Origin of the sequence: Streptomyces noursei ATCC 11455 (genome assembly GCF_001704275.1) — a bacterium.
Lineage (GTDB): Bacteria > Actinomycetota > Actinomycetes > Streptomycetales > Streptomycetaceae > Streptomyces > Streptomyces noursei.
On the sequence record NZ_CP011533.1, the window covers coordinates 3,955,427 to 3,978,850 of the forward strand.

Genomic DNA, 23,424 nt, shown 5'->3' on the forward strand with positions numbered 1-23,424 from the left:
GGAAATCTTCTCCATGGCGGAATGGCCATGGGCTGTCCGCACGGCGGGCTGGTGGCGCAGGTCTCGGCCGGCGGCGCGGCGGTGCGGATCGACGGTGCGCCGGTGGCGACCGCCGCGGATCTCTTCACGGTGAGCGGGTGCGCGCATGTCGTGGCGGGGCGCCCGCAGCCCTGTACGAGTGTGCGGTGGGCGCCGGACGGCGGTGGCCGGGACGTGTGCGTCGACGGTGTGCCGGTGCTGTTGGACTCCACGGCGGCGATGTGTTTCAGCGCCGGGCTGGTGCCGCAGGGGCCGCCGGTGGTGGTCGCCGTCCATCAGGTGAGCGGAGCGCGACAGGGGGTCTTCAGCCGATGAGGGCGGCAGCAGGGCAGGTACGGCGGACGGACATCGCCTTCCCGTATCGCGTCGACCGGCGGGGGCGGACCGCGCACGCCCGTTACGACGCGCATGTGCGGGATCTGATCGAGCAGTTGCTGTTCACCAGTCCCGGCGAGCGGGTGATGCGGCCCGACTTCGGATGCGGGCTGCTGGATCTGGTCTTCACGCCGAACAGTCCGGAACTGGCCTCGGCCATCGAACTGTCCGTGCAGGCCGCGCTCCAGCGCTGGTTGGGCGAGCTGATCGAGGTGGAGTCGTTGGACGTGGTGAGCGAGGAGAACGTGGTGCGGGTGTCGCTGCGGTACGTGGTGCGCGCCACCGCCAGCCGCCGCGACGAGGTGTTCGAGGGGCGGGGGGCGGAATGACGGTCGCGGACACGGACGGGTCCGGGCGCCGGGCGCTGATCCGGGAGGCGATGCGCAACGGTCTGGACGCGGTGGAGGTCGGCGAGGACGGGCGGACGCTCACCGTCACCTTCCTGGGGAAGGCGCCGCACGGGCTGCGTCCGGAGAACGTCCGGATCGACGGCGGACGGCGGATCACCGGCATCGAGGCGCTGGAGATCGCCGTCGAGCGGGAGGAGGACCCCGAGCTCGACGACCGGCTGGTGGTGGTGCTGGACCGGGCCGGTGACTTCTCGCCCTACCGGCTGTCGGTGGTGGAGACCGATCCGTACGGGCGGCCGGGCACCGAGCCGTTCCCCGGATTCGACCAGCGGTACTTCTCGGCGGAGTTCTCGTTCCGGCCGAACTGCCCGACCCCGTTCGACTGCGTGGAAGGCGACGGCGGCGACGGGGCGGGGCGGCCGCCGGACGCCTTCCGCCCGGCCGCCCCCGTCATCGACTACACCGCGCGGGACTACGACACCCTCCGGCAGGTCGTCCTGGACCGGCTGCGGCTGACGACCCCGGAGTGGGTGGAGCGGAATCCGGCCGACCTCGGGACGACGCTGGTCGAGCTGCTCGCCTACACCGCCGACCAGATCAGCTACCAGCAGGACGCGGTGGCCACCGAGGCGTATCTGGACACCGCGCGGCGCCGGGTGTCGGTCCGGCGCCATGTGCGGCTGATCGACTACCCGATGCACGACGGCTGCACGGCGCGGGCGTTCGTGGCGCTGTCGGTGGTGGCGGAGCTGACGCTGCTGCCGGGGACCTTCCGGTTCGCGGCCGTGGACCACCGCACTCCCCCAGCTACCGCCGGGAGGTACCCCCACGGGCCGCGGGACCGGCCGGAGCTCGGGGCGGTGCTCGACGACCGGGAGCTGGCGGTGCTGGCCGAGCGTGGGGCGCTGGAGGTGTTCGAGCCGGTGGTGCGGGACGCGCCGCTGCGGCTGCTGCCCCGGCACAACGCCATCGGGCTGTGGACGTGGGGCGGGGAGGTCTGCGGGCTGCCGAAGGGCGCCACCGCCGCCACCCTCACCGACGGCTGGGCCGACGAGGAGTGCGGGCAGCGGGAGTTGGCGTTGGCGCCGGGTGATCTGCTGCTCTTCGAGGAGGTCAAGGGGCCACGGACCGGGACGCCGGGCGACCAGGATCCGACGCACCGTCAGGTGGTGCGGCTGACGTCCGTCACCCCGGCCGTCGATCGGCTCGTCGGGCAGCCCGTCCTGGAGGTCGCCTGGGCCGCGGAGGACGCGCTGGCGTTCCCGCTGCGACTGACCACGCGGGGCGGCCGGGACTGTGTGCCGGTCGCGGACGTGAGCGTGGCGCGCGGGAACGTGGTGCTGGTGGACCACGGGCGGACGCTGGACGCGGACGGGGACGACGGGGACGTCCCGGAGACCGTCACCGTGCCGCCCGTGCCCGCAGTGCTGGCGTCCTGCGACCCGCCGGCGTTCGGCTGCTGGGACGGCGGACACGGCGGCAACGCGGTCGGGCAGCTGGTGAACGACCTGATCGACCGGGCGGAGGGAGGCCGGGAGCTGTCCCCCGACGACGTCCGGCGGCTGTTCACCGCCGTCGGCGAAGAGGCCGCCGAGCGGGCCGGGATCGGGCTGGAGTCGGCCGGGCTGCGCACCGTGGGGGCACCTCCCGGCGGTAGCCGGGGGAGGGTGGTACCGGGCACGGCGTACGCGCAGGCCGCGGCGTTGCGGACGCTGCTGGCGCAGTCGGTGTACCCGGGGATCGTGCCGCGCTTCCGGCCGGTGCTGGGCCGGTCGCCGGTCGTCCAGGCGGTGCCGTTCCCGCAGCCGCGGTTCGTCGCGGCCGGGCAGGCGGAGCGGCTGGCGGCGATCCCGGATCGGGTGCGGGAGCGGCTGCTGGAGCTGTGGCGCAGCGCCCGCGACCACGACGGGCTGGACGAGGCCGAGATCGCCGAGCTGACCGTGCTGTTCGGACCGAAGCCGCTGGAGGTCCTGGAGCTGGCCCGGCACCCGGTGCGGGCGCTGCGGGACCTGCTGCACCGCAGTGCGCAGCTGCTGGACGGCAAGCTGCGGCGGCTGGCGGTGCTGGCGGCGCGGGCGCGGGCCGGGACGGTGCTGGACGGACGGACCGCGTGGGAGATCGCGCAGACCTGGGGGCCGGCGTACGCGGCCGGTCTGCATCCGGACGAGCCGGTGCTGCACGGCCCGGCCGCCGCCGTCCTCCAGGACCCTCGGGAGGCGCTGCCGGCGATCCGCCTCCGCGCGCTCCCGGACACCGGCGGGGGCGACGGCGAGGGCACCGGGGACGGGACCTGGGCGGCGGACACCGACTGGGTCCCCCGTCGCGATCTGCTGCGCAGCGGTCCGCGCGACCGGCACTTCGTCGGGGAGCTGGAGGACGACCGGCGGCTGGCGCTGCGGTTCGGAGACGGGCGCTACGGGGCCCGCCCGGCGCCCGGCGGCCGGTTCGCCGTCCACTACCGGATCGGCGGCGGCACGGCCGGCAACGTCGGCGCGGAGGCGATCGGCCATCTGGTGCTGCGGCGCGACCCGGAGGAGTCCGAGGCCGCCGGGCCCCTCCCGGTGGCCGGGGTCCGCAACCCGCTGCCCGCGGTGGGCGGGACCGAGCCCGAACCGGTCGATCAGGTACGGCAGTTGGCACCGTTGGACCTGAAGCGGGCCCGGCTGCGGGCGGTCACCGCGGAGGACTACGCGGCGCTGGCCGGCGGGCTGTCGGGCGTGCAGCGGGCGGCGGCGGAGATCCGGTGGACCGGCAGCGTCCAGGAGGCGCACGTCGCCGTCGACGCGTACGGGACCGAGGACCCCTCACCGGCCCTGCTGGACGCCGTCGGCTACGCGCTGGAGGGCTACCGCAGGATCGGGCACGACCTGGTGGTGCGGCCGGCGCGGTGGGTACCGCTGGACGTGGCGCTGGAGGTCTGTGCCGCACCGGGGCATCAACACGGGCAGATCCTGGCCGAGTTGTACCGGGTGCTGGGCCGCGGGGCGCGCTCCGGCGGGCGGCTGGGCTTCTTCCATCCGGACGCGCTGACGTTCGGGGAGCCGGTCCGACTGAGCCGGCTGGTCGCGGTGGCCGCGGCGGTGCCGGGCGTGCGGAGCGTGGCGGTGACCCGGTTGCGCCGGATGTTCCATGAGGACCAAGGGGAACGGGAGGCGGGGGTGTTGCGGCTGGGGCCGCTGGAGATCGCCCGCTGCGACAACGACCCGGACCGGCCCGAGAACGGCCGGCTGGCCATCGAGCTCGGGGGTGGGCGATGACGGAGCACGAGACGACGGGCTGCGGATGCGGCTGCGGCGGGGCGGACGCGGGCGGCGGCGGGCACGACGAGCGCCGCGCCGATCCCGTGCTGTACAACCCGCCGGGCCGCGCCGCGCTGAACTACCGGGTCGGGGACCACGGTTCGTTCCTGGCCGCGATGGTGGACCGGCTGGCCTCGCCGGCCTATCCGGCGCTGCGCGGGCTGACCGTCCGCACCACCGACGACCCGTCCATCGGGCTGCTGGACTCCTGGGCCGTGCTGGGCGACCTGCTGACGTTCCACAGCGAGCGGATCGCCGACGAGGGGTATCTGCGGACCGCCGACGAGCACCGGTCGCTGGCGCTGCTGGGCCGGCTGGTCGGGCACCGGCCGCGGCCGGGCGTCGCCGCCGACACCTTTCTCGCCTACACCCTGGACCGCGATCCGCGGGCCGGTGACCTGCCGGTGGTGATCCCGCGCGGGGCGCGCAGCCACAGCGTGCCGGCCGGGTCGGACGAGGAGTCGCAGACCTTCGAGACCGACGAGGACCTGACGGCGCGCTGGGCGTGGAACACGTTGGCGGTGCGGCAGCGGCGGCCCGCGCTGCTCACCGCGGACGACCTGATGACCCGGCCGGAGCTGCTGGTCGCGGGGACGTCCACGGGGCTGACCGTCGGCGACCGGCTGCTGTTCGACTTCGGGGCGCAGCGGGTGCTGCTGCCGGTGGCGTCGGTGCGGCCGGACCGCACGGAGGACGTGACCGGGCTGGGGCTGCCCAAGGCGGCGCCGGCCTCGCTGCCGGAGCTGATCACCGAGCTGCGGGCGTGGATCACCGAACCCCCTCTGTCCGTGGACCCCGACGACCCGGACTATCCGCCGCCGGCCACCCCGCAGGCCCCCAACCCGCGCCCGGTCAGCAGGTTCGTCGCCGATTTCGACGCGCAGGTGCTGGTGCCGCTGCGGAAGGACCTGGACGGGATCGCCGACCCGGACGCGTTCGTCGCGCGGCTGGCCGGGCCGCACGAGCGGCTGGCGGAGGCACAGGCGGTGGCGGCCGGCTATCCGGAGGTCGTCGCGTGGTTCGAGGAGCTCCAGGCGGTGGTGGGCGAACTGGCGCGGCGGGCCGGCCAGTTGGCCGGGGAGCCGGCGCAGCCGCAGCCGCCGGGGACGACGGCCCCCGCCGCGGGACCCGACCCGGTCGCGGCCGACGCCGCCCCCTCGTTGCCCACCGCGCTCGCCGCCCTCGCCACCGTGCTGCCGGCGCTGCGGACCCGGGTCGTCCGCCCGCCGTCCGCCGCCCGGGAGGCCGCCGGCGACCCCCGGCGGGCGTTCGGCGCCGGCGCGGACCTGGGCGCGCGGCTGCTGTCCGCGCTGGACCCGCGGATCGGCGACGGCCTCTACCCGGCGTGGCGGCGGGCCACCGTGCCGGCCGCCGCCCCGACCACCGCCACCGGCCGCCTCGCGCGGGCCGCGGAGAAGCCCCTGCTGCGCGCCCTCCTGGCCATGCGGGTCACCGCCACCCCGTTCGGGGCGACGGCGCCGCTGAAGTCCGTGCAGGACGACCGGGGCCGGGTCATCAGGACCGCGGACTGGCCGCTGACCGGCGCCGCGCTGACCACCATGCGGGTGGTGTTCGACACCGCGGGGAAGGTCCCGGTGCGGGCCGAGTTCCAGCACGCCGAGACCGGCAGTTCGGATCAGCGGGCGGAGAACCTGCCCGCCTCCGAGGTCGGCTTCGCGCTCGGTCCGGGCCGGGTCGAGCTGCACAGCCGTACCGGCCAGGACCACGATCTGAGCTGGCTGGGCCGCCGCCCGGTGGACTCGCAGGAGCCGGGGGTCACCGCCCGGCTGCTGTCCGGGCTGCCGGAGCGCACGCTGTTCGTCTCCCGTCCGGCAGAGGACGGGAGGATCCACGTCTCGGTGGACAACGGGTCCTCGCAGTCCTGGCAGCTGGCCCCCGGCGAGCACCGGCAGGTCACGCAGGACGGGTACGAGGTGCGGGTGCGGGTGGCGGCCGGCGGGGAGCCGCCGGGCGTGGAGATCGGGATCTCGACGGTCCCCGAGCCCGCCGACCGGCACGCACTGGCGCTGGACGCGGTGTACGACGGGATCACGGTCGGCAGCTGGGTGGCGATCGAGCGGCCCCGCAAGGGCGCGGACGGCCCGGACGGCATCCCGGGCGACAAGAAGCTGGCGTTCGTCACCACCCGGGTCACCGCGGTGCGCACCACGACGCACACCCAGTACGGGATCACCGGCCGGGGCACGGTCCTCACGCTGGCCGACCCGTGGTTGGACGAGCACGACGTCACCCTGGACGCGATCCGGGACACCACCGTGCACGCCGCGGGCCAGGACCTCCAGCAGGCCGACGACCCGGTGGGCGAGGACGTCCACGGCGACCGGCTGGAACTCGCCGAGCTGTACGACGGGTTGCGCCCCGGCCGCACTCTGATCGTCTCCGGCGAGCGGACCGACATCCCCGGCGTGACCGGGGTGCAAGGCACCGAACCGGCGGTGATCGCGGGCGTGGAACAGACCCTGGATCCGGCGCTGCCCGGGGACCGGGTGCACACCACGCTGACCCTGACCCGCGATCTGACGCACCGCTACCGGCGGGAGTCGGTCCGGGTGCAGGGCAACGTCGTCCCGGCCTCGCACGGCGAGAGCCGCGACGAGGCGATCGGCAGCGGCGACGCGGCGCGCGCCAACCAGACCTTCACGCTCTGGCAGTCGCCGCTGACCTGGTTGCCGTCCGACAACCCGTTGGGGGCCGTCCCGCAGCTGGAGATCCGGGTGGACGGACTGCGCTGGCACCCGGTGGACAGCCTGGCCGGCCGCGGCCCCGACGAGCGGGCGTACGTCACCGGGACCACCGGTGGGGACACCTCCCGTCCGGGGGGAACCGGGAGCGGGGGCAGCCGGACGACGGTGACCTTCGGCGACGGGGTGCACGGCGCCCGGCTGCCGACCGGCCACGACAACGTGCGGGCGCGCTACCGCTTCGGCACCGGCCGGGCCGCCAATGTCGCGGCGGACCGGATCACCCAGGCGGTCACCCGCCCGCTGGGCGTCACCGCCGTCACCAATCCGCAGCCGGCCACCGGCGGCGCGGACGCGGACGGCCCGGCGCTGACCCGGCGCACCATCCCGCTGGCGGTCTCCGCCCTGGACCGGCTGGTGTCCCTGGCGGACCACGAGGACTTCGCGCGCTCCCGGGCGGGCATCGGCCGGGCCGCGGCCCGCGAGGTGTTCGACGGCCGGCGGCAGGTGCTGCACGTGACGGTGGCCGGCGTGGACGACATCCCGATCGCTCCCGACGCGGAGGTACTGCGGGCGCTGCGCGCGTCGCTGGCGGAGTACGGCGACGGCCACCTGCCGGTGCGGGTGGACGTCCACGAACCGGTGCTGCTGCTGTGCGCGGCGAAGATCAAGGTCGCGCCGGACCATGCCTGGTCGCTGGTCGAGCCGCGGGTCCGGCAGGCACTGCTGGCCCGCCTCGGCTACGACGGGCGGGAGCTCGGCCAGCCGGCGCAGCTGTCGGAGGTGCTGGCCGCCGCCCAGGCGGTGCCCGGCGTGGACCGGGTGGACGTGGACGCCTTCACCGGCGTCCCGGCGTCCGTCACCCCGGACGAACTGGCCGCACTGACCGGCGAGTTGGCCGGTCCCCCTGCCGCCTCGGTGGCGTCCCGGCTCGCCCGCTTCGACGAGCGGATCCACGAGGTCACCGCGGACGGCGGCCAGACCCTGACCTCCGTCGCCGCCCACTACGGCATCCCGCTGGCGGAACTCCTGCGCCTCAACCCCGACCTCACCGACACCCGCCCGCTGCCCAAGGGCCGCGCGGTCTGTGTCTTCCGCGGCATCCGGCCGGCCCAACTCGCGCTGTTCTCGCCGCGGGTCGCGGACACGCTGATCCTGATGGAGGAGATCCGATGACCACCAACAGGGAGCCGGACGGGCTCGCGGAGCTGCTCCCGCAGTGGCACCGGCTGCGCGACTCCGAGGACCCCGCGCGCGGCGAGCCCCTGCGGGCGCTGCTGGCGGTGATCGCCGAGCAGGTGGACCGGGTCCGGGACGGCGTCGCCCAGCAGTACGACGACTGGTTCGTGGAGACCGCGGCGGAATGGGTGCTGCCCTACCTCGGCGACCTGGTGGGCTACCGTCCGCTGCCCGGCTACGAGCGGGTGCTGGCCACCGGGCTGCGGGACGGCGGACTGCCGGACTCCTCGCGGCGGCGGCTGGCGGAGGCGCTGGCGCCGCGCCGCGACGTGGCCGCCACGGTCGGCAACCGGCGGCGCAAGGGCACCCTGGCGCTGCTGGAGGAGCTGTCCGAGGAGGTGGCGGGCTGGCCGGCGCGGGCGGTGGAGTTCTCCCGGCTGGTCGCCCACCAGCAGCCGGTGCGGCTCTACGGCTCGGCCACCGAGGCGGCCGACGCCCGACGGCGCGGGCGCGGCCGGCTGGTGGACGTCCGGGACGGCGCGGCGCTGGACCTGGCCGGCGGCCCGTTCGGCACCGTCGCCCGCGCGGTGGACGTGCGGCGGGTCGCCTCCCGCCACTCCCAAGGGGGTTACTCGCCGGCCGGCGTCGGCCTGTTCGTCTGGCGGCTGAAGCCGTACGCGGTGACCCGGGCGCCGGCGTACTGCCTGGACCGGGCCCGCAACCTCTACACCTTCTCGATCCTCGGCAACGACTCTCCGCTGGTGACCCGCCCGGAGCCGGAGCCGTCGGCGACCCACCTCGCCACGGTCGACAACGTCCCGGCGCTGATCACCCGCCGCCAGCTGCACGACCGGCTCGCGGACTACTACGGCCCGGGCAAGAGCTTCGTCATCCGGCGGGACGGCGAGGACCGGCCGGTCCCGCTCGCCGACATCGTCGTCGCCGACCTCGGCCAGTGGCGCTACCGGCCCGGGCGCGGCCAGATCGCCGTCGACCCGGAGCTGGGGCGGATGGCGTTCGGCGCCCGCTCGGCACCGCGGCAGGGCGTCTGGGTGGACTACCACTACGGCTTCGGCGACGACCTGGGCGGCGGGGAGTACGTCCGCGAGCGCGGCGGGACGGGGATCCCCCCGGTCGACGACCGGGGCAGGGCGACCCCGCCGGGCGCCGCCGTCTACCGCGTCGGCCCCGGCGCGCCGTTCCACCGGATCACGGACGCCTACGCGGCCTGGCAGCACGACCGGCGCACCGGCGCCTGCGGCCCCGATGGCGTCATCGAGATCACCCACAGCGGCGCCTACCAGGAGCAGTTGGACTTCGACCTGGAGCCGGACGACCGGCTGGAGCTGCGCGCCGCCGAGGGCACCCGCCCGGTGATCCGGCTGCTGGACTGGTACAGCAACCGCCCGGACGCGCTCAACATCCGCGCCGTGGACGCGGAGTGCGCGCCCGGCCGTCGGCCCCGCATGGTGCTGGACGGGCTGCTGGTCACCGGCCGCGGCCTCAACGTCACCGGACCGCTGGGGTCGTTGGTGCTGCGGCACTGCACCCTCGTGCCGGGCTGGTCGCTGGAACCGGAGTGCCACCCGGCCTCCCCCGAGGAGCCGAGCCTGGTCCTGGACCGCACGACGGCCTGTGTGGAGATCGACCGCACGATCCTCGGCACCATCGAGGTGATCGGCGACGAGGTCGGCACCGACCCGCTCCCGATCCACCTGCGCGACAGCATCCTGGACGCCACCGGCACCGACCGGGCGGCACTGTCGGCACCGGACTGCCGCCACGCGCACGCGGAGTTGTCCGCGCACCGCACCACGGTCCTCGGCGAGGTGCACGTCCACGCCGTGCGGCTCGCCGAGAACAGCCTGTTCACCGGGCGGGTGCGGGTGGCCCGGCGCGGCGTGGGCTGTGTCCGCTTCAGCTACCTCCCGCCCGGGTCGCGGACCCCGCGCCGCTACCGCTGCCAGCCGGACCTGGTCGGCCCCGGTGAAACCGCCCGGGTCCGTCCGCAGCTGCGCAGCGAGCGCTACGGCACGCCGTGGTACGGGCAGTTGGCGGCGGGCTGCGCCGAGGAGATCGTCCGCGGCGCGGAGGACGGCGCGGAACTGGGCGCGTACCACGACCTCTACCTGCCGCAGCGCACGGACAGCCTGCGGGCCCGGCTCGCGGAGTACACCCCGGCGGGCACCGACGCGGGGATCGTGTTCGTCACTTGAGCCGCCGACCACCCCGACGCCCGCCCACCGAACGCCCGTTGCGCCGCCGCACCGCCCACCACCGACCGCCAGAGCTTCCGTACGAGGGGGACCCCTTCCATGCACGCTGACCTCTCCCGCATCACCCACCGGCCGGAGCGCCACTACTCCGCGGTGGTGGCGCAGCAGGGCCGGGTCCAGCTGGACGCCGACGCCAACGAGCAGACCGCCATCCAGCTGTTCCAGGCCCGCACCCTGGCCGCCGACCTGATCGGCGCGCACGGCGGGCCGCACGGCGCCACCGGCTTCAAGATCGACCTCCGGGGCGGCCCGCACGAGCTGGACGACCTCGTCATCGGCGGCGGCCGCTACTACGTCGACGGGATCCTGTGCGACGCCACCCGCCCGCGGCCGGGAACACCGGTGCCGACGGCCACCGCCCCCAAGAAGGAGGGCGGGGAGGACGAGGAGGAGGCGGACGGCGACGCCCCCACCACCCCCGCCGTGTCCGAGACCTGGACGTACTGGGACCAGCCGGACGGCCACCGCGACCCGGAGCGCCCCGGCGACCGGCTGCCCTCCCACTTCCCGTACCTGGTCTATCTGAAGGTGTGGGAGCGGCTGGTCACCGCCGCCGAGGACCCGGCGCTGCGCGAGGTGGCGCTGGGCGCCGCACTGCCGGACACCGCGGCCCGCGCCAAGGTGGTCTGGCAGGTGCTGCCGCTGCCGGCGTCCGAGCTGGGGCTGGACGGCGACAACCCGCCGGCCGACGACATCCGCACCGCGTTCGACCGCTGGGCGCGGCAGGCCGCCGCCCCCGGCTGCCGGCTGGCCGCCCGCAGCGAACGCCCCGACCACGCCGACGACGACCCCTGCCTGGTCGCGCCCGAGGCCCGCTACCGCGGCCCGGAGAACCAGCTGTACCGGGTCGAGGTGCACGAGGGCGGCACCGCCAAGGACGCCACCTTCAAGTGGTCCCGGGAGAACGGCTCGCCCACCTTCCCGGTCGACGAACTCGACGGCACCTGGGTGCAGTTGGCATCCCTGGCCAACGACGACAAGCTCTCCCTCCACGTCGGCGACTGGGTCGAGTTCGTGGACACCGGATACGCCAGCCGGGGCGAGGCGGCGCCGCTGCTGCGGGTGGCGGAGGTCGATCTGCCCGGCCGCCGGGTACGGCTCTCCGACGAGCCCGCGCCGGGCGTGGGCCGTCGCCCCGAACTGCACCCGTTCCTGCGCCGCTGGGACCACCAGGAGGCCGGCCGGAAGACGGTGCGCCGCGGCGACCGGCCCGGGCGGCTCCGGCACGGCGCGGTCCCGGTGGAGGAGGGCGGCTGGCTGCCGCTGGAGGACGGCGTCGAGGTCTACTTCGAGGCCGGCGGCAACTACCGCACCGGCGACTTCTGGCTGATCCCGGCCCGCACCGCCACCGGCGGCGTCGAGTGGCCCACCGACCGGGCGCGCCGCCCGCTGCTCCAGCACCCTTCCGGCATCGTCGTGCACCACGCGCCGCTGGCCTGGGTGCACGGCGAACAGGCCGTGCCCGACCTGCGGTTCGCGTTCCGCCCGCTGGCGACCGGCATCCAGGCGGCGGACGCCGCGCAGCCCCAGGGGTCCGGCGGCGTCGGGACGCTGTCGACCGGCGCGGCGGGCGGGGCCGGCCCGAAGCAGCCCCGGTCGCAGACCACCGCGGAGGCCGAGGCGCAGGTGGACGAGCAGGGGGTGGCGGACTGATGGCCACGCCGCTGACCGGCAGCCAGTTGCTGGCCGCGCTGCGCGCGGAGGGGCTGGTCGTCCACGAGGTCCGCGACTGGCGCCGGCACAACCGGAACACCAAGGGCCACTGGGGCCCGATGAACGGGGTGGTCGTCCACCACACCGCCACCGAGGGCACCGAGCCCTCGGTGGACCTCTGCTACGACGGGCGCCCGGACCTGCCGGGGCCGCTCTGCCACGGCGTGATCGACAAGGCCGGCGAGGTGTATCTGGTCGGCAACGGCCGCGCCAACCACGCCGGCCTCGGCGACCGCGACGTCCTCCAGGCGGTGATCGACGAGGTCGAGCTCCCCGAGGACCGGCTCGCCGACACCGACGGCAACCGCCACTTCTACGGCTTCGAGTGCATCAACCTCGGCGACGGCCAGGACCCGTGGCCGGAGGCCCAGTTGTCGGCGGTGGAGAAGGCCGCGGCGGCGATCTGCCGGGCGCACGGGTGGGGCGAGCGCTCGGTGATCGGCCACAAGGAATGGCAACCGGGGAAGATCGATCCGCTCGGCTTCACCATGGACGCGCTGCGCGACCGCATCAAGTCCCGCCTCGCCGAACCGCCGGAGGGCCCGGTGGACCCGGTGGACCCGGCCGGGGGCGCCCAGGGGGCGGGGCCCGGCACCGGTCCGACCGCGGCGAACGGCAGCCGCGGCAGCGCCGGTGACGTCGGAGCCGCCGGTGGCACCGGCGGCGCTCCCGACGACGGCCGCACCCCACCCGTCCCACCGATGCCGCAACACCCGCCCTACGAGCCGTTCCCCGGCGGCGGGTTCTTCCGCCCCGGGGCTCGCGACCCGGTGATCGCGGCGATGGGCGAGCGGCTGATCGCCGAGGGCTGCGACCACTACCGGCAGGGCCCCGGCCCGGAGTGGAACGAGGCCCACCGCAAGTCGTACGCCTCCTGGCAACGCAAACTCGGCTTCCACGGCAAGGACGCGGACGGCGTCCCGGGCCGCGTCACCTGGGACCGCCTCCGCGTACCGAACACACAGGCCCGACCGCCCGGTTGAGGGGACGGGGCGACGGGCGGATCGTGGGGGTAGCCCTACCCGGAGCCCGGCGGACAGCAGGATCGTCCCGGCCGGTCGCCGCCGGACATGCTGGGACCCGGCACATGCCGCTGATTCCCAGGATTTCCGGAGGCGTTGACTCGTGCGTGAACAAGCAGGACAGAGGTCCCGTTCGTCCGGGCGACGGTCGGGCGGCGGTCGGCGCAGGGCCGTGACGGCCGCCGCCGCGGTGGCCGTCGGCGTGGTGGCGGTGGGCGCTCCGGCGTCGCCCGCGGCGTCGGCGGCACCGGCCTCCGCGCCGCACTCCGTGCAGAAGCAACTGAACCGACTGGTACGCGAGGACGGTGTGCCCGCTGCGCTGGCGAGCGTCCAAGACCGCCACGGTCACACCCGTCTCTACACCACGGGCGTCGGCGACGTGGCCACGGGCGCGAAGGTCCCCAGGGACGGCCAGGTCCGCATCGGCAGCAACACCAAGACCTTCACGGCCGTGGTCGTGCTGCAACTGGTCGCCGAGGGCAAGGTCGGACTCGACGCTTCCGTCGACACCTACCTGCCCGGCCTGTTGCGCGGGGACGGCATCGACGGCCGCCGCATCACCGTCCGCCAACTCCTCCAGCACACCAGCGGGCTTCCCAGCTACGTGGACCACCTCGGCGACGACATCCGCTTCTACGAGCCCGGCGAACTCCTGGACCTCGCCCTGAAGCACAAGGCCCACTTCGCCCCCGGAGCGAAGTGGGAGTACAACAACACGAACTACCTCGTGGCGGGCCTGCTCGTCCAGAAGGTCACCGGCCACACCGTCGCCGAAGAGATCGACCGCCGCGTCGTCCGACGCATCGGCCTGCGCCACACCTACTTCCCCGCGCCCGGCGACACGACCATCCGGGAGCGCCACCCCAAGGGCTACTACCAGGAGTCGGCGGGCGCACCCCTGGTCGACGCCACGGAATGGGACCCGTCCTGGGCATGGGCGGCAGGCCAGATGATCTCCACCAACTCCGACCTCGACCGCTTCTTCAGCGCGCTGCTGTCCGGCCGCCTCCTGCCGAAGGCCCAGCTCGACCAGATGCGCACCACCGTCTCCGCCGCCTCCCCGTTCCCCGCCGGTGCCCGCTACGGCCTGGGCATCGTGAGCAGACCGCTGTCGTGCGGCGGCGTCTACTGGGGCCACGGCGGCAGCATGACGGGATACGAGACCCGAGGCGGCGTCACCGGGAACGGCCGCGCCGCCAACGTCACGGTGACCACGCAGCCGAGCCGGACGGCCAAGGAACACATGGACAGCGTGGTGGACGCGGCCCTGTGCCGCTGAACCGAACGACCCCCGGACACGGAAAAGGCCGGGTGACCCTCCCCCACAGAGGGCCACCCGGCGTCTTTCATGCGGCGGGACGAGATGACCCCCACGTCACCTCGTCCGCCTCATCCGGCGTTCCGATGGGCCCGGGTCCCGACCGCCGCCGCGGTCGGTCCACCGGTGCACACCGTGCGGTTCGCCGGACGGATCAGAGGCCCTGCACCGGAAGGGCGGGCACCGCCGGGATGTTGGCGGCGTTGGTCAGGTCGGCGACGTTGGCGGGCACGACCGGGGCCAGGCCCTGGGCGCCGGCGACGGCGGCGGTCGCGGTGCCCTTGGCGTCCGTCACCACGACGGTCACCAGGCCCTGCGCGAACGGCACCGCGTCGCTGCCCACGCCCTGCGCGAGGACGGTGGCCTGCCCGGCGACACCCTGCGCGAACGGCACGGCCTCGCCCTGGACGTTCTGCGCGAACATCTGGACGCGGCCGTCGACGACGGTCACGAACGGGGTGGTCCGACGCGCGGCGTCACCGGCGAGCGCGCCCACGTTGCCGACCGCGCCCTGGGCGACCGGCAGGACCTTGGCGACCGTCCGGGCGGCGACCGGCGGCAGCACGTCGGCGGCGGTGCGGTCGACGACCGGACGCGCGGTGGCCAGCGCACCCTGCGCCTGCTTGGTCAGCTGCTCGGGACGCAGGCCCGCACCGGCGAGGCCGGCCAGCAGGTTGTCGACCGAACCCGGGGCCTTCGGCAGACCCGGGGTCTTGGGCAGCGCCGGGACGCCGGGCAGGCCCGTGGGCAGACCGCCGGGCAGCTTGGCGGCGGGGACGCCCGGGACGGCGGGCAGCTTCGGCAGCGCGGGCAGCTTGCCGTTCACCAGCTTGCCGGCCTTGCCCAGGTCAGCGGTCTTGGCGACCTTGGAGAGCTGCTTGACGGCCTGCTTCGCCTGCTTGCCGTCGACGGCCTTCTGCACGTCACCGGCGTTCGCGTCGGGCAGCCCGGCGCCGCCGACGAGCTGGCGCACACCGTCCACGATGCCGCCGGCCTGCGGCAGCTGACCGGTGGGCAGCTTGTCGGCGGACACGCCGCCGCCGAGGACCCCGGTCGCCTTGCCGGCCGCGCCGCGCACGGTCTTGGTGGCGGTGCCGGCGGCCTTCTGGACGGTGCCGGTGACCGCGCCGGTGGGCAGGTGCTGGGCGGCACCGGTGACCGTGCCGACGGCCGGCAGGTCCGGGGTGGCCGGCAGCTGGGCGGCGTTGGCGGCGACGGAGCCGAGGGCCCACAGGCCGGTGGCGGTGGCGGCGACGGCGATGGAACGGCGGATGTTGGAGCGCATGGTGGTGATGTCCTTCGAATTCGGGAGGTTCAACGGGCAGACCTGTGCCACCCCCGCGTGGCAGGTCGTTTCAGACGCGGAGCGGTCTGCCCTAGCCGGGGAATTCGAGGATTTCTTCGGCCCGTCGGCGCGTCGGGGCGCCATCGGCCGTACGGACGCAACCGGGCAGCAGCCGGAAGCGCGGGGAGTCCGCCGGAGCGGCGGCGTGCTGGTCGCCGCCACGGGGACCGTGGCCGTCGCCCGTGGTGTGCGCGGGCGGCGCGACCGGGCCCAGCGGGCCCTGGCCCGGCAGGCCGTGGTGGCCGGCGTCCCGCTGCGGCTGGGCGACGGGACGCGGCTGTGCGGCGGCGGCCGGGTGGTGCGGTGCGTCGCCGCAGTGCGCCGGGCGGAGCAGCTGCGACGCGGCCGGGCCGTCGCCGACGGGAACAGCGCCGGGACCGGCCTGGGCGCCACCGGGCACCCCGCCGTGCGCGGGCGTGCCGCCGTCGCCGGGTCGTCCCGGGTGGGTGCCGACGGGGAGGTGGACGGGCAGCGCGCCGCCGACCGTGTCCCCGATCCCGCCGATCGCCTTGACCAGGCCGGTCACCGCGTCCACCGGCTCGGTGAGCCGGCCGGTGACCGGTGCGGCGGCCTGCTCGGCGGGGCGCATCGTGCCCTCGACCGCGGCCGCCTCGGTGTCCGCGCGCCGGGTGAGTCCGGCGCCCTCCGCCTCGCCCTGGTGTGCCAACGTCGCCCCGGACTGCGGCAGTTTGCCGAGGTGCCGGGGGGTGTCGGCGCGCTGCGGGGTCTGGGCCCCGGTCAGCGCGGGTGCGGCCGGGTGGCCGTCGGCCGGCGTCCGGTCGGCGGCGTGTGCGCCGGTGCCGAAGCCGATGCCGAGGAGGACGAAGCCGACCAGGAAGAGCCCCGCCAGCAGCGCGCGCCGCACGGCCACGGTGCGCGGCAGGCGCACGGCGGCAGGCAGGGCGAACACAGCGGACAAGGAGGGGACCTTCCCATGCGGACGGGGACAGCCGGGCACAGCGCCACGGTGTCGGACCCGTCACGGGTGATCGAGCGATGCCCTGATCCTTGCACGACGGGGCAGGTATCCCGCAAGTCCCCTCGGGTTTCCTGTCACCGTTGCTCCGCCATGTCCGGTATGGGCAGCGGCCGTTTCTCCAGTGCGGCCGCCATCACCTCCGGAAACCGGTCGGGCGTGCAGGCGAACGCCGGTGCCCCGAGGGCGGCCAGGGCCGCCGCGTGCTCCCGGTCGTAGGCGGGCGCTCCTTCGTCGGAGAGCGCGAGCAGGGTCACGAACCGCACCCCGGACGCCGTCATCGCGGCGACCCGCTTGAGCATCTCGTCGCGGATGCCGCCCTCGTAGAGGTCGCTGATGAGGACGACCACGGTGTCGGCGGGGCGGCGGATCCGGGACTGGCAGTAGGCCAGCGCCCGGTTGATGTCCGTGCCGCCGCCGAGCTGGGTGCCGAACAGCAGCTCCACCGGGTCGTCCAGGTGGTCCGTCAGATCGGTCACGGCGGTGTCGAAGACGACCAGCCGGGTGTCGAGGGCCCGCATCGAGGCCAGCACCGCCCCGAACACCGAGGCGTACACCACGGACGCGGCCATCGACCCGGACTGGTCGATGCAGAGCACCACGTCCTTCTTCGCCGACTGTGCGGAGCGCCCGTATCCGATCAGCCGCTCGGGGACGACGGTGCGGTGTTCCGGGAGGTAGTGCTTGAGGTTGGCGCGGAGGGTGCGGTCCCAGTCGATGGCGCGGTGCCGCGGGCGGCGGATCCGGGCGGCGCGGTCCAGCGCCCCGGTGAGCGTGGCCCGGGTGCGGGTCGCCAGCCGCTGCTCCAGCTCTCCGACGACCTTGCGGACGACCGCCCGCGCGGTCTCCCTGGTGGTCTGCGGCATCACCTTGTTCAGGGAGAGCAGGGTTCCCACCAGGTGGACATCCGCCTCGACGGCCTCCAGCATCTCCGGCTCCAGCAGCAGCGCGGACAGCCCGAGCCGGTCGATGGCGTCACGCTGCATCACCCGCACCACGGAGGACGGGAAGTAGCTGCGGATGTCGCCCAGCCAGCGGGCCACTTGGGGGGCCGACGCGCCGAGGCCGGCCGCCCGGGCGCCGCCGCCGTCGCGCGGTCCGCGGCCCAGCCGCGGGTGTGGTCGCTGCCCGTAGAGGGACTCCAGTGCGCCGTCCATCGCGGCGTCCCTGCCGCGCAGTTCGCAGCCGGTGCCGTCCGCGCCGGCGCCGCCCAGCGCCAGTCGCCAGCGGCGCAGCCGCTCCGCGTCCCGGTCCGTCGTGCTGGTCATCTTCCCACTCCCGTCGGCTTGTTGATCACTGGGGCGGTGCCTTCGGTCCCCGTGGTCCCGGCTCCGTTCCCCACGCCGTCCGCGCCCCCGCTCGTACCGTCCCGCCCGCTCCCGACCCGCTCCTTCCCGTTCTCGTCGTGCCCGTCCCCGTCCCCGTCCCCGTCCCCGTCCCCGTCCTCGTAGCCGCGCTGGGGTATGCCCAGCAGGAGTCGCAGGGTGGGCAGGACGGCGGCGGCGCGGTCGCGGTCCAGGCCGGGGCCGAAGCCGGGCGCCGCCGCGTCCACGGGGCCGGCCGCCGGGTGGCGGGATCCGCCGGACGGGCCGCGGCGGACGAGTTCGCCGAGGGTGCGCCGCACCCCGGTGTCGTATCCGCCGAAGGTCCGCCGCAGCAGCGGCAGGACGTCGACGAACGCGGCGTCCGGTACCCGCGTCAGCCAGCCGTCCACCAGTGCCAGCAGCCGTTCGTCGTGGACCAGCAGCAGGCCGCCGTCCGGGCCGCCCACGAAGCCCTCGACCCATCCGGCGGCGTCGGCGGGCGGGGTGCCGGGCGAGAGGGCGAGCCCCATCAGCCGCTCCGCGCCGTCGCCGGGCAACCGTCCGTCGTCCAGCAGCAGCCGGGCGGCCCGCCCGCGGAGCAGGCCGGGGGCGGTGTCCCGTTCGGCGAGCGTCCGGAGGACCGCCGCCCAGCGCTCCCGCAGGGGCGGGGCGGACGGCTCGGCGGTCGCCCGGTCCGGTGCCCCGGTCTCCTTCGCGACCTGCCCGAGGAGTCCGACGGCCCGGTGGGTGGCGTCGAGGTGGCCGCGCAGCTCCGCCGCGCCGTCGGCGTCCAGGCCCGCGCAGGCCGGGGGCAGCCCGACGAAGATCCGGCCGGCCAGGCCCAGCGCCACCGCGCGGAGCGCGCCGGCGTCGGTGCCGCGGACGTCCCCGTAGCGCACCGCGCGGACCAGGGCGGGCAGGGCCTGGGCGAGGTGGCCGACGTCCGCGTCGAGGGCGGCGCGGTCGGCCAGCGCCCGCATCACCACCGGCAGGGCGTCGGGCAGCCCGGCGAGCAGGCAGCGCTCGGCGAGGGCGGTGACCTCGGCGAGGACGGTGGCCTCCGCGGCGTCCGAGGCGGCCTTGGCGGTGGCCGCGGTGAGCACCGTGGTGCCCCAGACGCCGGCCTCCGCGACCCGCACGGACAACTCCGGCTCCCAGCGCAGCCGCCAGGTCTCCCGGAAGGTGCCGGTGCTGCCCCGGGAGCGGGCGGGCTCGCCCCAGGGGACGCCGAGCAGCCGCAGCCGGTGCAGCAGGCCGCTGCGGCCGGCGTCGGTCTCCTTGCGGAGGTCCAGTTCCAGCTCCCGCTCGGCCGCCTCGGGCTTGAGGCGCAGCGTCCGCTGGCAGCGGGCGAGGTCCCGTTGGAGCGGGACGGCCGGGGCGTCCTCGGGCACCTGGCCCAGCACCTCGCCGACCACCAGCCGGTCGCGGATCAGCGCGGCGGGCACGTCGGAGCCGTCGGCCATGACGGCCCGGACCGCGTCGTCGAGTTCGGCGAGGCCGGCGAGCGGACGACCGCGGATCGCGGCGAGCCCTTCGGCGAGCCGCACCGCCTCGATGACGTGCGCCGACGAGACGGCGTGGTCCTCCTCGCGGAGCAGTCGGGCGGCCTTGGTCAGCCAGCGCTCCACGGGGCGGTCGGGGACCTCGAAGAGGTGGCCGTACCACCCGGGGGAGGTGATGCCGGCGCCGTAGCCGCTGCGCCGGGCCAGCCGCCGGTGAGTCCACGGCACCCAGGTCAGCGCCGTCTTCACCTTCGGCAGGCCCTTGAGGAGCTGTCGGTCGGCGGCCACCGTGGGCGGGGCGGGGCTCCCGCCGGAGCCGGGGCGGGCGGCGGCGGGGGCCAGTGCGGGGACGTGCCAGGCCCCGCAGACCACGGCCACCGGGTCGCCGAACTCCCGCCGCGCGGCGCGCAGTCGGAGCCGCATATGGGCCTCCCGGACCGCGTCGCGGTCGGATCCGTCGTTGCCGTGGGCCGCGCGCAGTGCCGCCATGGCCTCGGCGAGCGCGACGAACGGAGCCAGCGCGTCCGCCTCGGGTCCTCCCCCGCCGTCGGCGCCTCCCCCGCCCCCGGCTCCCCTCGCGCGGGGGGACCCCCATGGCCGGCCGGCACCCCCCGGGCCGCGGTGCTCGACCACGTCCTCCCACCAGCGCTCGGGGTCGTCGTGGCCGGCGGTCCCGGCGAGTACCCGGAGGGGGTCCAGCCGCATGGCGGCGGCCGACGCCGGCGCCCCCCGCTCCCCCGTTCCCTCGCCCGTTCCCGTGCCGGGCGCGGACCCTCCTCCTCGTTCCGGCCGTTCGTCGGTCTCCGGTTCCCCGTCCGCCATGGCCAGTGAATGTGCCGCCGGAAGGTCGATGAAGCGCACCGGAACGTCGTGCTCCAGGGCCCAGCGCAGCGCCACCCACTCGGGGGAGAAGGCGGCCAGCGGCCAGAACGCCGCGCGGCCGGGGTCGTCCACGGCGTGGGCGAGCAGGGCGACCGGTGGCCGCATCTCCGGGTGGGCGGCGAGCGGCGCCAGCGCGTCCGCCTCCGGCGGCCCCTCGATCAGCACCGCGCGGGGTGCGCACTGCTCCAGTGCGGCCCGCACCGCCCGCGCCGAACCCGGGCCGTGGTGCCGCACCCCGAGCAGCACCGGCCCGGTCCCGCTTCCGCCGGTCATGCGCCCACCTCCCGGCAGGCGCGGTAGAAGTCCTTCCAGCCGTCCCGCTCGCGCACCACGGTCTCCAGGTACTCCTGCCAGACGACGCGGTCCGCGGCCGGATCGCGGACCACCGCGCCGAGGATGCCGGCGGCCACGTCCCCGGGGCGCAGCACGCCGTCCCCGAAGTGGGTGGCCAGTGCCAGGCCGCTGGTGACGACCGAGATGGCCTCGGCCGTGGAGAGCGTCCCGGACGGCGACTTGAGCTTGGTGCGGCCGTCGGTCGTGACGCCGTCCCGCAGCTCGCGGAAGACCGTCACCACGCGGCGGATCTCGTCCATCCCCTGGGGCGCGGGCGGGAGTCGGAGCGAACTCCCGATCTGTGCGACGCGCCGCGCGACGATGTCCACCTCGTCCTCCGGGGTGGCGGGCAGCGGCAGGACGACGGTGTTGAAGCGGCGGCGCAGCGCGCTGGAGAGGTCGTTGACGCCGCGGTCGCGGTCGTTGGCCGTGGCGATCAGGTTGAAGCCGTGGACGGCCTGGACCTCCTGCCCCAACTCCGGTATCGGCAGGGTCTTCTCCGACAGGAGGGTGATGAGGGTGTCCTGGACGTCGGCCGGGATCCGGGTCAGCTCCTCGACCCGCGCGGTCATCCCCTGTGCCATCGCCCGCATGACGGGGCCGGGCACCAGGGCGTCGGCGCTGGGGCCCTGGGCGAGCAACCGGGCGTAGTTCCAGCCGTAGCGGATCGCCTCCTCGGGGGTGCCGGCGGTGCCCTGCACCAGCAGGGTGGAGTCGCCGCTGACCGCCGCCGCCAGGTGCTCCGACACCCAGGTCTTGGCGGTGCCGGGCACGCCGAGCAGCAGCAGCGCGCGATCGGTGGCGAGGGTCGTCACCGCGACTTCGACGATCCGCCGCGGGCCGACGTACTTGGGCGTGATGACCGTGCCGTCGGCGAGCGTGCCGCCGAGCAGATACGTCGCGACCGCCCAGGGCGAGAGCCGCCAGCGCTCCGGCCGGGGCCGGTCGTCGGCCGCGGCGAGCGCCGCCAGCTCGTGCGCGAAGGCGACTTCGGCGTGCGGTCGCAGTGCCTCCCCGGACCCGCCGTGCGCCCCACCCGCTGTGGTGATGCCGTTCTCGGACATGCTTCCCCCTCGTCGCGCGATGTGCGGCCGGCGCCCCGCGCGGATCCCGCCGGCGACTTGCGGTTCCCAGCCTGCACCAGACCACTGACAACGCCCTCGAAAATCGTTGCTGACCTGCGGAGTTGCCGACGGGCGAGGGCGATTGTCAGTGCCGCGTCGTAGCGTCGGAGACAGTGAATCCGCAGGGGTTCGACGGCAGGGGTTCGACGGGAGTCCGCAGGGGGTCGGATGAGTCCGCACGGGGAGCGTTGGACGAGGGACCGGGTGTTCGCGCTGGCGCCGGACGAGGCGTCGCGGGCGGCGGGCGAGCGGCTCGCCGCGGCCGGCCGGTGGTCGGGGACGGGCGCGGGCGGGGGCGCGGTATGGGGGATGTGCGAGGGCGGCGACGGCGCGCGGTACGGCACGGTCGTGGATCTCGACGGGCCGGCGTTCCAGTGCAGTTGCCCGAGCAGGAAGTTCCCGTGCAAGCACGCGCTGGGGCTGTTGCTGCGGTGGGCCGGGGGCGAGGCCGGGGAGCCGGCGCGGCCGGGGGACGGTCCGGCCGCGGGCGGGGAGCCGCCGCCGTGGGCGGCCGGGTGGCTGGCGGCGCGCCGGGAGCGGTCCGACCGCCCGCCGGACGGCGCGGGGGCCGGCGGTCCAGGAGCCGGCGGTTCCGAGGCCGACGGCCCGGGCGCGGCCTCCCGCGCGCCCGCGGATCCGGAGGCGGCCCGGCGGCGGGCGGCCCGCCGGATGCAGCGGATCGCCGCCGGCGCAACGGAGTTGGAGCAGCGCCTGGAGGATCTGCTGCACTCGGGCCTCGCGGCGGCCGGCCCAGCCGCCGGGGCCGCCGCCCGCACCGGCGCGGACGACCCCGGTGGCGGGCGGGGTTCCTGGGAGGAGACCGCCGCCCGCATGGTGGACGCCCAGGCGCCCGGACTCGCCTCGCGGGTGAGGGAGTTGGGCGCGATCGCGACCTCCGGCCCCGACTGGCCGTCCCGCCTGCTGGAGGAGTGCGCCCTGCTGCACCTCCTCGACCAGGGTTTCCTGGGCATCGACCGGCTCCCGCCCCCGCTCGCGGCGACGGTCCGCGCCCGGGTCGGACTGACCACGGACGCCGCGGACGTCCGGTCCGACCCGGAGACGGTGACGATCCGGGACCGCTGGCTGGTCCTCGCCCAACAGGACGGCGCCGAGGGCCCGTTGACCACCCGCCGGATCTTCCTGCGCGGCGAGCGGACCGGCCGGATGGCGCTGCACCGCTCCTTCGGCGGCGCCCACCGCCCCCTGGAGGTGTCGCTCCCGCCCGGCCTGCTGCTCGACGCCGACCTGGCCTACTACCCGGGCGCCCGGCCGCTGCGCGTCGCCCTCGGTGAGCGGCACGCCCCCGCGACCCCGGGGCCGGTCCCGACCGGTTGCGGCATCGACGCCGCGCTGGCCGCGTACGGCCATGCGCTGCGCGACGACCCCTGGCTCGACGCCTGGCCGGTGGTCCTGGCCGATGTCACGCCGATACCGGGCGGCGCGGGCGGCGGCTGGCAACTGGCCGACGCCGACGGCGAGTCCGCCCTCCCGCTGGATCCGCGTTGCCTGGGCCGTCCGGCCCTGTGGCAGCTGGCGGCCGTATCGGGCGGCGCGCCGGTCACGGTCTTCGGCGAATGCGGCCACCGGGGTTTCCTGCCGCTGACGGTCTGGGACCCCGCACCGGTGTCGCTGTCCCCGTGACCCACCGCCCGGCCCGCAGCCGCGCGAGGCCCCCTCACCCGTGC

General features: G+C 75.9%; 14 protein-coding genes. 9 read left to right on the forward strand and 5 right to left on the reverse strand.

Annotation, left to right across the window (positions count from 1 at the left end; genetic code table 11):
* Positions 1–27 precede the first annotated feature (27 nt).
* From SNOUR_RS16470 to SNOUR_RS16505, 8 genes are all read left to right on the forward strand, one after another.
* Positions 28–354: a hypothetical protein gene (locus SNOUR_RS16470; protein WP_272492921.1), complete on the forward strand. Its 327-nt coding sequence runs from the start codon at positions 28–30 to the stop codon at positions 352–354.
* Positions 351–743: a GPW/gp25 family protein gene (locus SNOUR_RS16475; protein WP_067347719.1), complete on the forward strand. Its 393-nt coding sequence runs from the start codon at positions 351–353 to the stop codon at positions 741–743. The genes SNOUR_RS16470 and SNOUR_RS16475 overlap by 4 nt, the downstream gene beginning before the upstream one ends.
* Positions 740–4,021 (forward strand): putative baseplate assembly protein, encoded by a 3,282-nt coding sequence (locus SNOUR_RS16480; RefSeq protein WP_067347722.1) that lies wholly within the window; start codon positions 740–742, stop codon positions 4,019–4,021. The genes SNOUR_RS16475 and SNOUR_RS16480 overlap by 4 nt, the downstream gene beginning before the upstream one ends.
* Entirely contained in the window at positions 4,018–7,941 is a 3,924-nt protein-coding gene (locus SNOUR_RS16485) for a putative baseplate assembly protein (RefSeq protein ID WP_067347725.1), read from the forward strand. Before SNOUR_RS16480 ends, SNOUR_RS16485 begins: the two co-directional genes overlap by 4 nt.
* A complete protein-coding gene (locus tag SNOUR_RS16490; RefSeq protein WP_067347728.1) occupies positions 7,938–10,160 on the forward strand; it encodes a hypothetical protein in 2,223 nt (740 codons plus the stop codon). Before SNOUR_RS16485 ends, SNOUR_RS16490 begins: the two co-directional genes overlap by 4 nt.
* A 99-nt stretch (positions 10,161–10,259) precedes the next feature.
* The gene (locus SNOUR_RS16495; RefSeq protein WP_067347731.1) at positions 10,260–11,873 is read left to right on the forward strand and encodes a DUF6519 domain-containing protein; all 1,614 of its coding nucleotides are present in this window, start codon (positions 10,260–10,262) and stop codon (positions 11,871–11,873) included.
* Positions 11,873–12,916: a peptidoglycan-binding protein gene (locus SNOUR_RS48350; RefSeq protein WP_079142711.1), complete on the forward strand. Its 1,044-nt coding sequence runs from the start codon at positions 11,873–11,875 to the stop codon at positions 12,914–12,916. Before SNOUR_RS16495 ends, SNOUR_RS48350 begins: the two co-directional genes overlap by 1 nt.
* A gap of 211 nt (positions 12,917–13,127) precedes the next feature.
* A complete protein-coding gene (locus SNOUR_RS16505) occupies positions 13,128–14,234 on the forward strand; it encodes a serine hydrolase domain-containing protein (protein WP_079142713.1) in 1,107 nt (368 codons plus the stop codon).
* A gap of 193 nt (positions 14,235–14,427) precedes the next feature.
* On the opposite strand, the gene SNOUR_RS16510 is transcribed toward SNOUR_RS16505, so the two are convergent.
* From SNOUR_RS16510 to SNOUR_RS16530, 5 genes are all read right to left on the reverse strand, one after another.
* The gene (locus tag SNOUR_RS16510; protein ID WP_067347736.1) at positions 14,428–15,558 is read right to left on the reverse strand and encodes a hypothetical protein; all 1,131 of its coding nucleotides are present in this window, start codon (positions 15,556–15,558) and stop codon (positions 14,428–14,430) included.
* Between the two features lie 91 nt (positions 15,559–15,649).
* Positions 15,650–16,537 (reverse strand): hypothetical protein, encoded by an 888-nt coding sequence (locus SNOUR_RS16515; protein ID WP_159425868.1) that lies wholly within the window; start codon positions 16,535–16,537, stop codon positions 15,650–15,652.
* A 134-nt stretch (positions 16,538–16,671) separates the two neighbouring features.
* The gene (locus SNOUR_RS16520) at positions 16,672–17,862 is read right to left on the reverse strand and encodes a VWA domain-containing protein (RefSeq protein ID WP_067347741.1); all 1,191 of its coding nucleotides are present in this window, start codon (positions 17,860–17,862) and stop codon (positions 16,672–16,674) included.
* On the reverse strand, positions 17,859–20,555 hold the full coding sequence (locus SNOUR_RS16525) for a DUF5682 family protein (protein ID WP_312632598.1): 2,697 nt from the start codon (positions 20,553–20,555) through the stop codon (positions 17,859–17,861). Before SNOUR_RS16525 ends, SNOUR_RS16520 begins: the two co-directional genes overlap by 4 nt.
* Complete coding sequence (locus SNOUR_RS16530; RefSeq protein WP_067347744.1) at positions 20,552–21,679, reverse strand: ATP-binding protein; 1,128 nt, start codon at positions 21,677–21,679, stop codon at positions 20,552–20,554. Before SNOUR_RS16530 ends, SNOUR_RS16525 begins: the two co-directional genes overlap by 4 nt.
* 228 nt (positions 21,680–21,907) lie before the next feature.
* On the opposite strand from SNOUR_RS16530, the gene SNOUR_RS16535 reads away from it, so the two are divergent.
* Positions 21,908–23,380, forward strand: coding sequence for an SWIM zinc finger family protein (locus SNOUR_RS16535; RefSeq protein ID WP_067347746.1), 1,473 nt, complete (start codon positions 21,908–21,910; stop codon positions 23,378–23,380).
* The last annotated feature ends 44 nt before the right edge of the window (positions 23,381–23,424 follow it).

What these genes read in the sequence shown, in the direction of transcription:
- SNOUR_RS16520 (WP_067347741.1), bottom strand. Translation starts at nt 17,862, where the DNA reads ATGACCAGCACGACGGACCGGGACGCGGAGCGGCTGCGCCGCTGGCGA.
- SNOUR_RS16475 (WP_067347719.1), top strand. Translation starts at nt 351, where the DNA reads ATGAGGGCGGCAGCAGGGCAGGTACGGCGGACGGACATCGCCTTCCCG.
- SNOUR_RS16490 (WP_067347728.1), top strand. Translation starts at nt 7,938, where the DNA reads ATGACCACCAACAGGGAGCCGGACGGGCTCGCGGAGCTGCTCCCGCAG.
- SNOUR_RS16525 (WP_312632598.1), bottom strand. Translation starts at nt 20,555, where the DNA reads ATGACCGGCGGAAGCGGGACCGGGCCGGTGCTGCTCGGGGTGCGGCAC.
- SNOUR_RS16510 (WP_067347736.1), bottom strand. Translation starts at nt 15,558, where the DNA reads ATGCGCTCCAACATCCGCCGTTCCATCGCCGTCGCCGCCACCGCCACC.
- SNOUR_RS16480 (WP_067347722.1), top strand. Translation starts at nt 740, where the DNA reads ATGACGGTCGCGGACACGGACGGGTCCGGGCGCCGGGCGCTGATCCGG.
- SNOUR_RS48350 (WP_079142711.1), top strand. Translation starts at nt 11,873, where the DNA reads ATGGCCACGCCGCTGACCGGCAGCCAGTTGCTGGCCGCGCTGCGCGCG.
- SNOUR_RS16470 (WP_272492921.1), top strand. Translation starts at nt 28, where the DNA reads ATGGGCTGTCCGCACGGCGGGCTGGTGGCGCAGGTCTCGGCCGGCGGC.
- SNOUR_RS16495 (WP_067347731.1), top strand. Translation starts at nt 10,260, where the DNA reads ATGCACGCTGACCTCTCCCGCATCACCCACCGGCCGGAGCGCCACTAC.
- SNOUR_RS16530 (WP_067347744.1), bottom strand. Translation starts at nt 21,679, where the DNA reads ATGTCCGAGAACGGCATCACCACAGCGGGTGGGGCGCACGGCGGGTCC.
- SNOUR_RS16535 (WP_067347746.1), top strand. Translation starts at nt 21,908, where the DNA reads ATGAGTCCGCACGGGGAGCGTTGGACGAGGGACCGGGTGTTCGCGCTG.
- SNOUR_RS16485 (WP_067347725.1), top strand. Translation starts at nt 4,018, where the DNA reads ATGACGGAGCACGAGACGACGGGCTGCGGATGCGGCTGCGGCGGGGCG.